This is a genomic window from Crocinitomicaceae bacterium (genome assembly GCA_016708105.1).
Lineage (GTDB): Bacteria > Bacteroidota > Bacteroidia > Flavobacteriales_D > Crocinitomicaceae > JADJGJ01.
On the sequence record JADJGJ010000001.1, the window covers coordinates 2,065,372 to 2,080,988 of the forward strand.

The 15,617-nt window shown below is 37.7% G+C and carries 12 protein-coding genes; 6 read left to right on the plus strand and 6 right to left on the minus strand.

Annotation, left to right across the window (positions count from 1 at the left end; translation table 11 throughout):
* Positions 1 to 9 precede the first annotated feature (9 nt).
* Both IPH66_09080 and tnpA read left to right on the plus strand, forming a co-directional pair.
* Positions 10 to 555, plus strand: coding sequence for a hypothetical protein (locus IPH66_09080; protein ID MBK7129501.1), 546 nt, complete (start codon positions 10 to 12; stop codon positions 553 to 555).
* Positions 556 to 834: 279 nt separating this feature from the next.
* Positions 835 to 1,296 (plus strand): IS200/IS605 family transposase, encoded by a 462-nt coding sequence (tnpA, locus tag IPH66_09085; protein ID MBK7129502.1) that lies wholly within the window; start codon positions 835 to 837, stop codon positions 1,294 to 1,296.
* Between the two features lie 445 nt (positions 1,297 to 1,741).
* Here the strand turns inward: tnpA and IPH66_09090 are convergent, their stop codons facing one another.
* The 5 genes from IPH66_09090 to IPH66_09110 all read right to left on the minus strand — a co-directional run bounded on the left by IPH66_09090 (position 1,742) and on the right by IPH66_09110 (position 7,027).
* Positions 1,742 to 2,272, minus strand: a complete 531-nt coding sequence (locus IPH66_09090; protein ID MBK7129503.1) for a hypothetical protein — start codon at positions 2,270 to 2,272, stop codon at positions 1,742 to 1,744.
* Complete coding sequence (locus IPH66_09095; GenBank protein MBK7129504.1) at positions 2,269 to 4,626, minus strand: choice-of-anchor B family protein; 2,358 nt, start codon at positions 4,624 to 4,626, stop codon at positions 2,269 to 2,271. The genes IPH66_09090 and IPH66_09095 overlap by 4 nt, the downstream gene beginning before the upstream one ends.
* 80 nt (positions 4,627 to 4,706) lie before the next feature.
* Positions 4,707 to 5,294, minus strand: coding sequence for a transferase hexapeptide repeat family protein (locus IPH66_09100; protein ID MBK7129505.1), 588 nt, complete (start codon positions 5,292 to 5,294; stop codon positions 4,707 to 4,709).
* A gap of 33 nt (positions 5,295 to 5,327) precedes the next feature.
* Entirely contained in the window at positions 5,328 to 6,041 is a 714-nt protein-coding gene (locus IPH66_09105; GenBank protein ID MBK7129506.1) for a hypothetical protein, read from the minus strand.
* Between the two features lie 26 nt (positions 6,042 to 6,067).
* Positions 6,068 to 7,027 (minus strand): acetyl-CoA carboxylase carboxyltransferase subunit alpha, encoded by a 960-nt coding sequence (locus IPH66_09110; GenBank protein ID MBK7129507.1) that lies wholly within the window; start codon positions 7,025 to 7,027, stop codon positions 6,068 to 6,070.
* A 93-nt stretch (positions 7,028 to 7,120) separates the two neighbouring features.
* Between IPH66_09110 and IPH66_09115 the strand changes: the two genes are divergently transcribed.
* Together IPH66_09115 and IPH66_09120 are read left to right on the plus strand one after the other, a co-directional pair.
* Positions 7,121 to 7,921, plus strand: a complete 801-nt coding sequence (locus tag IPH66_09115) for a 4-(cytidine 5'-diphospho)-2-C-methyl-D-erythritol kinase (GenBank protein MBK7129508.1) — start codon at positions 7,121 to 7,123, stop codon at positions 7,919 to 7,921.
* A gap of 2 nt (positions 7,922 to 7,923) precedes the next feature.
* Positions 7,924 to 9,003: a DNA alkylation repair protein gene (locus IPH66_09120; protein MBK7129509.1), complete on the plus strand. Its 1,080-nt coding sequence runs from the start codon at positions 7,924 to 7,926 to the stop codon at positions 9,001 to 9,003.
* A 2-nt stretch (positions 9,004 to 9,005) separates the two neighbouring features.
* On the opposite strand, the gene IPH66_09125 is transcribed toward IPH66_09120, so the two are convergent.
* Positions 9,006 to 10,070, minus strand: coding sequence for a glycosyltransferase family 2 protein (locus tag IPH66_09125; protein MBK7129510.1), 1,065 nt, complete (start codon positions 10,068 to 10,070; stop codon positions 9,006 to 9,008).
* Between the two features lie 249 nt (positions 10,071 to 10,319).
* Between IPH66_09125 and IPH66_09130 the strand changes: the two genes are divergently transcribed.
* Together IPH66_09130 and IPH66_09135 are read left to right on the plus strand one after the other, a co-directional pair.
* Positions 10,320 to 14,084, plus strand: coding sequence for a gliding motility-associated C-terminal domain-containing protein (locus IPH66_09130; GenBank protein ID MBK7129511.1), 3,765 nt, complete (start codon positions 10,320 to 10,322; stop codon positions 14,082 to 14,084).
* 57 nt (positions 14,085 to 14,141) lie between these two features.
* Positions 14,142 to 15,518: a type IX secretion system membrane protein PorP/SprF gene (locus IPH66_09135; protein MBK7129512.1), complete on the plus strand. Its 1,377-nt coding sequence runs from the start codon at positions 14,142 to 14,144 to the stop codon at positions 15,516 to 15,518.
* Positions 15,519 to 15,617 lie beyond the last annotated feature (99 nt).

The window sequence follows — 15,617 nt, forward strand, 5'->3', positions numbered from 1 at the left end:
TTGCGCGAGATGGGAATAAGCATTCACTATAAAGGAGAATTTAATGATGCAACCAAGCTAGCTGAATTTGTGAATGAGGTTGCAGATATCTCAGAAGTGAATAAGTGGAAATTTAAAAAGTTCAGTCACACTTTTGAGCAAGGCACTTTTACCGCCTTCTCCCCATCAAGTGATATTTATGGCATTGTTTTTTCTCCGGCAGATTGTGAGCCAGTTATGCTCACGTTTACTTGCGATGGGCGCATGTGTAATCCGTGGTATTTTGAAATGGTGAGAGATTCACATGATCCTGAACAATATGAAGCAATGCGTATGCTATCAACCAAAACCCATTATGCCGGATTTGAAACCCATTGCCGTGTTGTTGATTTGTTAAAGTATATATCAGCCAAATACTTTAATAATTTCAAAGTAATTGATGAGACATCTTACTATGAAACTTCTGACGCTATAAAAGGTAAACAAGCGTTTGATGCCAGCGACACATTGATTTCTACCATGGCAAAAAAATTGCAGAATAATTTTCATGGAGAGAGTGAAGATGGAGTAGTTTGATCCATTCGACGACCTTTCCCAATTCCATGCAATTGTTTATCACCAGCACCAAATGATGTCTCAACATTCAAAAGAGACATTTTTTATTTTGATCTAATACTGCCAATCGAAAAACTAATTTTAACTGTCTGAAAAAAGAAAATTATTTGAAGATGAGACGAACAAAATTGAAACAAAGTGAGCACATTAAAATTATTGAAGCAAGCCCCAGCGGGGCGAAATAATAATAGCCCCAGCGGGGCGAAATAATAATAGCCCCAGCGGGGCGACAAAAAAGCAATGGCAAACACATATACCCAAATTTATTTACAAATTGTATTCTCAGTAAAGGGAAGACAAAATCTGATTCAAAAAAACTGGAAAGACGAATTACATAAATATATATGCGGTATTGTTAACGGTAAAGAACAAAAAGTATACGCCATAGGCGGGGTTGCGGATCACATACATATATTAGTTAGTATAAAACCCAATATTGCTATTTCTGATCTAGTTCGTGACATTAAGACAAATTCATCAAAATGGATTAACGAAAATGGATTTGTTAAAGTTAAATTTCAATGGCAAGAAGGATTTGGCGCATTCTCATATTCTCAATCTCAATTAGATAATATTATTGCATATATTAATAACCAAGAACAACATCATCAGAAGAAAACATTTAAAAATGAATACTTGGAATTGTTACAAAAATTTAATACAGAATATGATGACAAATATTTGTTTGAATGGATTGAATAATTTCGCTCCTATGGAGCTATGATGATTTCGCTCCTATGGAGCTATGATGATTTCGCTCCTATGGAGCTATGATGATTTCGCTCCTATGGAGCTATGATGATTTCGCTCCTATGGAGCTATGATAATTTCGCTCCTATGGAGCTATGATGATTTCGCTCCTATGGAGCTATGATGATTTCGCTCCTATGGAGCTTATAATTGGAGTGAAAATTCACAGTTAACTGCTCTTTCGAATTGATCGTAGAAGAGTGCGTAATGAGATTTAAAATATAGAAATACATGACGGAACGTTCCAAATATGTTCTATTGATTGAAAATCAATGTTGCTTCTTTACAAAAAGGAATGTTTGGCTGAATTAAAGAATGGGGGTATCAAAATCAATAATTTATGGCAACACAACCAACTACCAATCAGAGCAGCGATAGCCAAGCTGCATTTTCAGCCTTACTCCAATCTAATATTACTCTCCTTTGCAAATTTATCTTGCTCAATCATCACAGTATCAAACCAGGCTTTTTCCATTTTTACAAAATTGACATCATAGTCTTCAACTTTTTTTTCATCGGCTTTTGTCCAGGTTGTTTTTTTCAGCAGTTGAGCAATTTCACTAAACGAACCGGTTAATTCTTTCTGATAAAATAAAAGTAATTTTTGCATAGAGGTTAGAAATGCTTCTCCGTGCTCAGGAAATTTCATGTTGGATAAACTTTCTAAATTCAATTCAATTTCAAACAAAGTGTTTTCTAAATTGATGTCAACATTGGTAGAATCAGATTTAAAAAGGACATCAACCTGATCAAGAATTCCTTCTTGCATCAAGGTCATTTCATTATTAAAATCAACGGCGCTAAGGCGCTGCTCACTCACGGGCAAAGCATGGATGGAATCATTGGGTGTAAGATCCTGATTGTTTTGAGATGAATTATTGCCGCAAGCAAATGCCAAGGCTATAAATACAAGTGAGAAATATTTCATTCAATATAGATTTTTTTAGTTGTTATATACTGATTATGCTGATCGTAAATCACTACAAAATAAATTCCGGGGCTGAAATTATACAAGCCCTGCACATCAGCAATTGATTGTTCAGCAATCACCCGACCTGAAACATCACAAAGTACTAGTTTACCTGCAGTCAATCCATTCACAGTGAATTCTCCTGTGGTTGGATTTGGATAAATAGTAATGTCATCGTTCAACTCTTCATCTGAAATAGCAGCGAGTGAAAAATTTGTGATAGAAAAATTATCTAATCCGGCTTCAGTAATATTTTCACTTGCATAATCATCACGAATAGTCAAAATAATTTGCACAGCAGATGATAGGGGCATAAAATCCAGTACACGAATTGAATTAGGAACCCATTGACTCATTAGCGAGTTGCCCGCATATTTCTGCGAAATCAAAACCATATCAACACCATCAAAGAGATAAATATTTAATGTATCATTCACCGTTAACAAGCCATATTGATTGTAAAACCAACTTGTAAAGTTTAGATGAGGATCAGTATAAGAACTCAAATCAAAAACGGGAGAAATCAATACCACCTCGCCTCCATTCACTTCATCTGTATTGGATGATGCCGATCCATTGCCTGTGAGGTAAGCGAAGTCGCCACAATCCCAACCCACATCAGAATATGGATTTTGCACGATGCCTGAATTGCCTGCCACACCAACCGGAATTTCACGTTCCCAAAAACCTTTTGCTGCATCACCTGCACTCAACCAACCGTAGTCAAAACTAAAATCATCATAATATCCTTCATCAATCAATATGGTTATAATCCCTGTAGAAGAAGTGATCAGCGTATCAATAAAACAATTTGAAACATATCCCCATTTACCTGCAACCAAATCATAATTATCTTGATAATATAAACCCAAAGAAACCTGACCTGAAGCATTTGTAATACCTTCATGAGAAATATACGTGTGTTGCAATTTCACTTGACAACCAACAATCGGATTGAGTGTGCCTGCATCAAGTACCTGAATGGTTTGGCTAAACTGTGGAATTTTTTCAAGTACCACATCTTGCAATTCTACTACTCCGTTAGTGAATGATGTTGAAATTGTCTGCGGATAATAAAGTACTTTAAAGTAGGTTACATCATACGTTCCTGCTGTTGCAATGCCGGTTGCGTAATCACCAAATATTCCTGACAAATCACTGATGTTTTCATTTTCAACACTAACTGAAACATTGTTAATTGGATTACCGGTACCCAGCTCTGTGATATTTCCTTCAAGATAAGCACCGGGTTGGTAGTTGGGCGCAAAAATAAATAAGCCTTCTTCACGATCACTGGCAATTATATTACCCGATGGAAAATAAGGATACACACCCCAACAACCGGATGTATTCATAAGCTCATGCGGATTTGTGTCATGGTTACCAACCTGAATTAAATTATACGGATAGGTGATGTCATGAATAACTACTCCATCAGCATAGTATGATGTTACCAGATAATCACCAATCACGTGAGCGTTATGTGGAACAATTCCGTTGCCGGGTGATGATTGAATTTTATCCAAATATTGAATGGCAGCAGGATTTGACACATCAAAAGCACCAATGAATCCGCCTGAAACTTCATCTGTTGTGAAAGCAAAATTTCCATCATCCGATGTCCAGATATTATGACTGAAATTTGTGGGTGTAATTGCAGAACCTAAAAAAACTGGATTTGATTTATCAGTAATATCAAGAATACTAAAAAATCCATCATAGATATGCGCAAGATAAGCGGTGTCATCACGCACATAACAATCATGCACGTACCACATGTCAAATTCACCCAACTCAATAGGATTCATGGGGTCAGTTGTGACATCTAAAATAATTAATCCGCCATTTCCTCTACCTGATCCGTTGATGTAAACATACCCGTTGTCAGCATAAAGTGAGTGCGCTGTATTCCATTCATTTCCTGCTGGGCCAACATAATAATTTGTTGGTAAAACGGTACTTGATGGAAGCGGAGACAAATCAATGATCAGCAAACCTTCATCAGCTTCAGTTGTTACATAAGCATAATCACCATTCGTTTTAATTTCTCGCCAAATAGAATTTTCACCCGGTATAAAAACAATCTCTATTGGCGATGATGGCAGGCTGATATCAACAATAGAAACACCATCTTCTGTTCCTACCAAGGCGTATTCTTTTCCGGTTTCATCAGTGTATCCCCAAATTCCATTCAAACCGGTATCATGCAAAGTAGGAATATCAAGATAACCCAACTGAGTCATGTTGACTTGTGCATAGATGTATAAACCAAAGCACCAGAAGCAAAAACAAACGATTAGCTTTTTAGCCATAGCCTATCAAAGTTATGAATAATTAAGCTGAAATAGAAATGCGCAATGGCGCTATAAAAAAAACTAAAAACGAAAACGGGTTAACGATTTTTCCAATGTTTAAAAGATGAATCCTGTTTTAGTCTGTTGGGTTCAGGTTCACGCAGTGGTTCACAAGGTTTTAAAGATTCATGACAATCCTTAGGTAAACGCTGATACCATTTGGTCCCTTCCGTTTTCCAACCAATCATTTCATCAGAAACTTGTTTGATGATTTTAGCAGGATTTCCAACCACAACACTTCTATCAGGAATAATCATTTTTGCAGACACAAAAGCAAGCGCACCAATGATGCACTCATTGCCAACCACAACATCATCCATTAAAACGGCATTCATTCCTACCATAGAATTTTCACCAATAGTTGCACCGTGAATAATTGCACCATGACCGATGTGCGCAGATTTTTTTAGAAGAACAGTAACGCCGGGAAACATGTGTACCGTGCAATTTTCCTGCACATTACAACCGTCTTCAATAATAATTTGCCCCCAATCGCCGCGCAATGCAGCACCGGGTCCAATATAGACATCACGACCAATAATTACATTACCTGTAACTACAGCTTGCGGATGTACGAAAGAACTTTCATGAACTACCGGTATATATCCGTTGAATGAATAAATCATCTGACAATAATTTTGATAAAGGTACAAAGGAAATTAACGTGATTTAAAACCAGGCACAGCTTGTGATACCTTTTTTATCCCGACATAAAAGAAAATGATTCCGATGGTCATCAACACATGGCTCAAATCATTTTTATCAAACCAAGGATTCAAATTGATTTTTAATAGGAAAATAAACGCAATAGGTATAGTCAACAAAACACCAAAATAAAAGTACCTAAATGCATTACTTAAATTCACGGCATAATATTTTGCAAGTAATCCGGTAAACAAAAACACACCAAGCATAGTATTCAATGCAATAGGTAAAAACGGAACAGTTGTTTTATCGGATATTGGCACAACAAAATAGATCAAGAAAAAAAGGCTATATACAAGCATCATTTTTATTTTAGTAAGCCACTTCAATACATGCATTTTATTTTGGATAGGATAATTTGAAATCATGGCCTGTTCAAGACAATACACGGCAAGCGGTCCAATGAGCCAAGTTGGTAATTTGCCCGCAACACCAAAATAGAAATAAAAAGTATGGCCAATTGCACCGCCAATTGCACCAAATCCAAGCAAACCAAAAAACCATTTCCAATACGTGTAAAATGCCAAATTTGATTTTATACTTGAAATTCTGAATAAGATAAATAAAGCTACCAATGCCATTATTATGTTAGTGACAAATGCCGTAGGTTCAACTAAATTTAATCCGAGAAGTTCAAAATGGATTTTCTCAAAATCCGATCCAATCATGCAGTAATAATCAAAGAATACAAACTTTATTTACTGTTGTAAACGCCCATTTTGCAGAATTTATCAATGCGCTTTTTGCAGCGATCTTCAGCATCCATTGGCACTAATTTTTCAAGTGCTTTTTGAATTGCCTTTTTCACATTTAGGATAGCCTCATCATGATAACGGTGAGCACCGCCGATTGGTTCTTTGATCACTTCATCTACCAACTTCAAATCTTTCATATCCGTTGATGTGAGTTTCAAGGCTTCTGCCGCTTTCTCTTTAAAATCCCATGAACGCCATAAAATGGTTGAACAATTTTCAGGTGAAATTACAGAGTACCATGAATTTTCAAGCATCATTACTTTATCACCAACGCCAATGCCTAATGCTCCTCCAGAAGCACCTTCACCAAGAATAACACAAATTACCGGTACGCGCAATTTCATCATTTCATAAATATTGCGGGCAATTGCCTCACCCTGTCCTCGTTCCTCGGCTTCTAAACCGGGGTATGCTCCGGGTGTATCAATAAAAGTGACAATAGGTTTATTAAATTTTTCAGCCAATTTAAAAAGACGCAATGCTTTGCGGTATCCTTCAGGATTTGGCATACCGAAATTGCGGTACTGACGCATTTTTAAATTCACTCCTTTTTGCTGTCCAACAAACATAACAGTTTGCCCGTCAATTTGTCCAAAACCTCCAACCATTGCCTTGTCATCTCTCACGCTGCGGTCACCGTGCAATTCAATAAATGTATTGTCCGTAATGGTGTTGATGTACTGCAAGGTGTATGGCCGTTCAGGATGTCTTGATAACTGAACTCTTTGCCACGGAGTAAGCGATTCAAATATTTCTTTGGTAGTTTCTTTTAACTTTTTCTCAAGATCCTTCACCATTTTAGAGGTATCAACTCCACTGTTTGATTCAATATCTTTTGCTTTTTGAATCTCTTCTTCAATCTGATGTATAGGTTCTTCAAAAGGTAAATACGTTGCCATATTGTATTATTTAATGAGGGGTACAAAGTTAGAACTTTTTCATGAGTGCGCATATCCGGTTTAATTTCAATGTATATTAGCACTTTATATAGTATGATTTGCTTCCCTAATGCTAAAATTAATATTGGTTTGAGTGTCAAAGACAAACGGGCTGATGGTTATCATAATATTGAAAGTATTTTCTATCCGGTAAATTGGTGTGATATTCTTGAAATTGTTCCATCAAATTCGTTTGAATTTTTTCCTTCAGGATTGTGTATTGAAGGTGCTACTAAAAACAATCTCGTAGTCAAAGCATACGAGATATTGAAAGAGAAACATGGATTGCCACCTGTTCACATATTTTTACACAAGGTAATACCCATGGGTGCTGGTCTTGGTGGTGGCTCAGCAGATGGGGCGTTTGCATTGCGTCTTTTAAATGATTTGTTTGAACTTAACTTGGATACAACTCAACTTCAACAATTGGCTGCAACACTTGGAAGTGATTGTCCTTTTTTTATTCAGAATGTTGCGTGCAAAGTAACCGGACGCGGCGAAATAATTTCACCCATTCAATTCTCACTTGCAGGCAAATGGATCAAACTTGTCTATCCAGGCATTCATATCAATACAAAAACTGCGTTTGAACAATTAAATAAAAATGCTTTAAAAAGAAAACCTTTTGACAGAGATGCATCGCAAGATCCATTCTGGTTTTTTCAAAATGATTTCGAGGCCGGTGCAATTGAATTGTTTCCGACACTTGGCAACGTTCGCGAAAATCTACTTCAGCAAGGTGCTTACTACGTGAGCATGACCGGAAGCGGATCATGCTTTTACGGACTTTTTCATCAAAAACCAACTGATGAAAATCAAGATCACTATACTTCATTCGTTACTCAATTAGTATAACTATGGCTGAGGCATTACGTGATATGTTCTCACGTTCATTTTTAAATTCACTTGAGAAAAAATTTGTTTCCGTCAGCAAAGATTTTAACCAAAAAACATTTCAGAAATCTATCCTGAATTCAAACTATTCATCACTTGAATTAAAGCAGCGGGTTAGGGCAATCAGTCAGGCTATGTCTGATGCATTGCCGGTTTCATATAAAAAACAAATTCATATTTTGAAAGAAGTGGCTCCGCATGTTAACGGTTTTTGCGGAACAATTTTTCCTGATTTTGTAGAAAAAAATGGATTAAATGATTACAAAACTTCCATTGATGCACTGGAATTTTTCACACCGTTCTCTACGGCAGAATTTGCAATTCGGCCTTTCATAGTATCCTATCCTGAAACAATGGGTCAAATGCATCGATGGACAGATCATGAAAATCATCATGTACGCAGACTAGCTTCAGAAGGGTGCCGTCCATTATTGCCGTGGGGAATGAGGCTTCAGGTTTTTGTGGAAAACCCAATTCCTGTTTTACCAATTCTTGAAAAATTGAAAAATGATTCATCTGATTATGTTTATCGCAGTGTGGCAAATAATCTCAATGATATTTCAAAACATCATCCTGATCTTATCTTGAACATTGCAAAAAAATGGTACGGAAATTCTGACACAACAAATAAAGTAGTGAAGCACGCCTTGCGTACCCTATTGAAAAAGGGAAATCAAACCGCCATGCAGATAATAGGATTTGATGAAACCAAACTGCCTCTTGTCAAAAGTTTCACCTTGTCAGATATTGATATTGAGATTGGAAGTAAAATAATTTTGCACACAGAATTGATTGCAAATAAAAATGGCCGCATCAGACTGGAATATGAGGTAGAGTTTCCCAAAAAAAATAAAAGTCATGGAATAAAAGTATTTCAGTTGGGAGAAAAAACACTTAAAAAAGGTGAGCAAATATCTATTACAAAATCACATTCATTTGCTGATTTGAGTACGCGCAAACATTATTCAGGTGAGCATAAATTTACACTGAAGATGAATGGTATAAAAAGCAAATCAGTTAGTGTACTCTTACGAGATAAGTAAATTTAGAATACCCAAAGATTTTTACCAGGAATTAAATTTTTAGACTTGAGAAAATCAAGAATTTCTTTTTGTTTTTCAACTTCTCGTGGCCAATTGGTGAGAATAGCAGGCATGTCAGCTTGTAGTTGGTGAACTGATAGCACCGTTGACTCCGCTTTATCTTGAAATTCATACCAAATGAATGACCTATTTTGTTCAGTTAAAATCCTGCTTACTAATTTTCCTTTTTTGCCTTTCCCAATCAATTGAATTTGTGTTGAATTCTTGCTGCATTCATTTTGAATAAAGTAAATAGTTTTTAAGGTAAAAAAACTTTCCTGCTGGTAGTTATTATCGTGGTGTGATGTTCTTGACTCATGCTCTCTCCATAAATGAGTGAGCTGGTTGCAATGTTTAAAAATATAACCATGACAATGCCATTGAAAAACTAAATCATAATCTTCAGGATACTGAATTTCATCCCAACAAATATCTTGATCAAAGCAAGCCCTGTTTACCATCCAATTTGGAGAAGCAATAATACATTCACGATATATATTGGCAATATAGTCTTCATGATTAATCAGGGAATTTATCCATGCTTCATATCTTTGGTAACCCTCAGTGATGGGTGCTTCAGAAAAATATGAAACAAAGCCCGTTGCAATATATTTTTTGTTTTGCCTAGCCACTTCAAGCAAAAGTTCCAGTTTATTTTGCGGCATCAAATCATCCGCATCCATGCGGGTGATGAATTCACCTTTGGAGTTTTCAAACGCATGTTTTAATGCTGGTATAATTCCTTTGGTTTTATTTTGCAACAATATGATGCGATGATCATCTTGCGCAAATTTCCCGATTATATCATACGTATTGTCAGTTGAAAAATCATCCACTACAATTAATTCAAAATGCTGATATGATTGCGGTTGAATTGACAAAAGACATTCTCGAATGTATTTCTCAGCATTTCTGGCCGGCATTAAAATAGATATTAATGGAGTATCATTCATTTTGTATTGCAAGATATTGTGAAAAATGAATTCTTCTAGTTGAAACAATTCAATTTTCTGATTTTCAGAACACATACATTTCAACTATAATTTGTGTCATAAAATATGATTTCAGTTGAACGATTGGAAAATTTTATCGCAAAAAGAATGCCTTTAATTTTCACTGAAACACAGTATTTACGGCACTTTTTTACCAACTGAAAACTAGTTTAAAAAAAATTAATCTTAAAAAAAAGCAATCCTTTTTGAGCAATCTTACGTATATTGTTCAAACCCTACCTACCAATCATTAAAACCGTTTACTGAATTTACAAACTAATGCCTATGAAAAAATGGTTTACTGCTCTTGCTTTCTTTAGTACTTTACAAATTAGCTTTGGGCAAAACGATGCAGCACTTGCATCGCCACTTGGAATTATTCTTGCACCCACATCGGGCTGCTCACTTACCTCAACAGAAACAGTTTCAGTGCAGATTTACAACAATGGTCCCGGCACCATTAACGCACCGTTTGATGTTTCGTTTAGCGTAACCGGTCCAATATTATCGTCAGCAACAGAAACTGTAGCGGTAGGATCAATTCCTCCAAATACATCTTTCATTTACACCTTCACTGCTACTGCAGACATGAGTACAGCCGGAACTTACAGTCTGGATGCTACCGTGACAGTTGCCGGTGATCCAATTCCGGGTAACGACACATACACAGGTTGGTCAGTAGTCAACAGCGCTGCATCAAATGGTGGTACTGCCAGCGGAAGCACAACAGTATGTAATGGAACCAACAGTGGAAACATCACATTGGTTGGTAATGTTGGAAATGTATTGAACTGGGAATATTCAGATGACCTTGGTATTACTTGGTTTAACATTTCAAACACTACTACATCGCAATCTTATGATGATTTGACAACAGAAACGTGGTATCGTGCCAATGTGCAAAATGCAGGGTGTGTAGTTGCAACTTCAACTACAGCAATTGTTGATATTGATCCTGTTTCAGTGGGTGGTTCAACATCGGGCGGAACAACTCCGGCTTGTTCAGGCAGCAATAGCGGAACCATCACCTTGTCAGGTAAAGTTGGTAATGTTACTAAATGGCAATATTCGATTGATGGCGGAGTTACTTGGATAGATATAGCCAACGTCACTACTTCACAGACATATTTAAATCTTGTAACAACAACACGCTATCGCGCCGTTGTACAAAGCGGTGTATGTGCAGTAGCATATTCAAGCCCAAGAATTATCACCATTAACCCGGTTTCAGTTGGTGGAGCTGTTACCAGTGACGCCACAGAATGTTCTGGCGCAAACGGGGCTACATTGACACTTGCCGGCCATACAGGTACAGTTTCAAACTGGCAATCATCCACTGATGGTGGAACAACGTGGACAACTATCGTAAATACAACAACATCACAATCATACTCAAATTTAATTACAACTACTTTGTATCGTGCAACGGTGAAAAGCGGTGCATGTGCAGCAACAACCAGTGCGCCGGCAACTATTACCATTGTGCCGAATTCAGTTGGTGGTACTGTAAGTTCAAGCATGACAGTTTGTGACGGAGCCAATGATGATACACTTGCTTTATTAGGTTATACCGGATCAGTAGTTGACTGGGAATTCAGTACAGATGGTGGTTTAACATATAGCTCTGCCGCAAATACAAACGACTCTTTATTTTTTACTAACCTGACCGTTCCAACGGTATATAGAGCAATTGTTCAGGCAGGTGCTTGCCCAACTGCTACGTCAACTCCGGCAACGGTAAGTATTGATGCTGCATCAGTGGGTGGTACACTTACCGGTGATGCAACTGTATGTGCTTCCGGAAACTCAGGTTCAGTTGATTTATTAGGACAAACCGGTAGCGCAACATCATGGGAAATGTCTACTGATAATGGAACAACTTGGTCAAGCATTGCCAATATTACAACAAATCAAAATTATCTTGATTTAACAGATACAACACTTTATCGCGTGGTTGTGCAAAACGGCACGTGTGCAGCTACTTATTCTGATACGGCTACAATTAATGTTGATCCGATAACAGTTGGCGGAACAATCAATTCAAATACTACAGTGTGTGAAGGAAATAATTCAGGCACCGTGAATTTGACCGGTGAAACTGGAAGCGTGCTCAACTGGGAATCATCTACTGACGGAGGATTTACGTGGGTGAACATAGCAAACGCAACCACGTCACAATCTTATCTCAATATAACAGGAAACACATTATATAGAGCGGTTGTTCAGAGTGGAATTTGCCCAAGTTCACAATCTGGTATAGTCACTCTAACGGTTGATCAAGCCGCAAGTGCAGGCAATATTTTAGGTGCAACAACCGTGTGTGAAGGAACTAATTCAGGATCTCTGACTTTAGTTGGAACATCAGGAACTATCATGGATTGGGAAACATCTACTGACGGAGGCGCAACTTGGACACCTGTTGGAAACACTACCGTAATTGAAAACTATACAAACCTGTTGGCAACTACTGATTATCGTGCCATTGCAACATCAGGTGTTTGTCCAAATGATACCTCTGCAGTTGCAACCATCAGTGTTGATGCATTGACTGTAGGTGGGGCCGTAACAGCAGATGCTATTGTTTGCGAAATATCAAACAGCGGAATTTTAAATCTAAGCGGACATACCGGAGCGGTTCAAAGTTGGGAAATGTCAAATGACGGCGGAAGCACCTGGATTAGTCTCGCGAACACTACGATATTCCAAAATTATTTGGATCTTACTTCAACTACATCATACCGTGCCACAGTTAAAAATGGAGTGTGTGCAGCACAAACATCTGCACCGGCCATGATCAGTGTTCACCCAAAAACTGAAGGTGGTGCAGTAAGCGCAAGTGCAACTGTATGCGAAAATCTCAATTTTGGTGTTCTCACCTTAACAGGTTATGAAGGCTTAATTGTTGACTGGGAAATGTCATCTGATTTTGGAACAACTTGGTCAAGCCTAAGCAATTCAAATGAAACGCAAACTTACACTAACCTCGGTGATACAACATGGTATAGAGCCATTGTGCAAAACGGTATTTGCCCTGAAGACACATCTGCCATTGCCTACATCAACCTTTACCCGGCACCGGTTGCTGAATTTTTACAAGACACTGTTTGTAGCGGTGAAGCCATGAACTTTGTAAATAACTCAACTACTTCATCTGGATTTATCACGTTGCATTCATGGAATTTTGGAGATGGAAATACTTCAACACTTACTAATCCATCACATACGTATGCATCTGCAGGTTCATTTAGTGCTTCACTTTTTGTATTGAATAATTTTGGATGTTCTGATACCGTTACGTATGATATGCAAGTTGACGCTTCACCTGTACTCACTTTAGCAGCCGGTTCAGCAACCGAATTTTGTGAAGGTGATTCAGTTCAAATTGGAACATCAATAGATCCAAATTACACCTACTTGTGGAATAACGGAGCAACCACCAATGCTATCATTGTTGATAGTGCTTATATGTATCAGTTAACTGTCACAGATATTACCAATAATTGCTGGGCAACTGATTCAATTGAAGTAACTGTGTTCCCTTTACCGATTGCTGATGCAGGTTTAGATACTTCTGTAGATTTAGGATTTTCAGTTCCATTAAATGCAACCGGTGGACTCACCTATATCTGGACACCAACAACAGGTTTAGACAATCCAAACTCTGCAAGTCCTTTAGCTACACCGGCAGCAACCACAACCTACACGGTAACTGTTACAGATGCTAACGGATGTAATGCAAGTGACAGTGTTGTTGTATCTCTTTCAGGCGATGTGGTGCTTACTGTATACAACATCATTACACCAAACGGAGATAACCTGAATGATACGTGGTATATTGAGAACATTCTGAACTTCCCAAATAACAGTGTAAGTATTTTCAACCGCTACGGACAAGTTGTTTATGAAGCCACAAGTTATGCCAATGATTGGGACGGAACACGTGAAGGAGATCCGCTGCCGGATGGTGCGTACTACTACATTATTGAACTCACTGATTCAGGTGACACGTTCAAAGGTACTATCAACATTGTTCGTTCAAGCAAAGATTAATAATCAGATTACGTAGAAAAAATTCATCATATCATGAATAATAAAAAATTATATAGCATGAAAAAAATGATAGCAAGCCTTGCTTTTCTGGTTATTGCAACCGGTTTGAAGGCACAGCAACTTCCGTTGTTCAGTCAATATTTTTATAATAGGTTTATCTATAATCCTGCCTTTACAGGTGTTGAAACAAAAGCAAACGCATTTTTGATTCACCGTTCACAATGGAAAGATATTCCAGGGGCACCGGTAACTTATGCTCTAACATTGGATGGCCCTGTTTCAGCTAATAAAATTGGAATGGGATTGAGTTTATTCAATGACCGAATGGGAATTTTTAATCGCAGCGGTTTATATTCATCTTACTCTTATCGCTTCACCCTTGCAACTGATCATGATTTGGTGCTGGGACTTTCAGCGGGAGTAATTGATAACCGCATTGACTTTACCAATTCTATGGCGCATGATGTAAATGACCCTTTACTTTACAATACAAATCAGCGTAAAGTAACCGTTGATGCAAATTTTGGAATCGCTTATATCTGGAAAGATTTGAATATTGGAATAAGCATGCCACAGCTACTTGGTAACAAAATCAATTATCTTGAAACCAATACTAATGTTTATACAACACTGAAAAGACATTTCATTGCAAGTGCTTCTTATGATGTGGTGCTGAGTGAATCTGCAGATATTTCATTTTATCCTTCTGTGATGTTTCGTTATGTAAAAGGTGCACCCGTGCAATTTGATATCAATGCCATGTTCAGTTGGAAAGATATGGTTAGAGCCGGTTTCTCATACAGGTTTGGATATGCAGTTGGATTTAATATCGGCGCTAAATTGAACAATAATATCATTGCAGGTTATACTTATGAATACGTTCTTTCATCTATTGGAAATTATTCCGGTGGAGGGCATGAAGTAATGCTTGGATATACATTTGGCGGAGGTAATGGAGGTGCTAACAATGGCGACCTTTCAGATTTGAATGATCGTATCACGGCAACTGAAGAGGCCAACGACAGCCTAAGAAATGCTTTGACACAAAAAGATCAGGAACATGATGAAGAGCTTGAGAGATTGAATGAGGAAATTGAAATTCTGAAACTAGAAAATGAAAGTGGCATGAATGGAAATCCGGGTAATCAAGACAACAAAGAGGTGCGGATTGAAAACGCGGAGGATTTTGAAGATGAAAATGGAAACCCTTTGCAAACCGGCTTCTACGTGATCATGGGCGCATACAAAGTGAAAGATAATGCTATCAATGCCAAAAAAGCTTTTCAGGATAAATACCCTGCCGTGGTAATTTACAAAAAAGGTGAACTGCATTACGTGAATATTTATTACACCCAAAATGAAGCGGATGCGTTGAAATTCGCCGAAGAGAGAAGACAAGATCAACCGGATGTTTGGGTGTTCCAGCTAAAATAAATTTTCTTCATAAACTTTGAGAATCCCTCCCATTTCAGGAGGGATTTTTTTTTGATAGGCTTCCCCCCCAACCTGCGTAGGAGATTACTCATTTTGGAA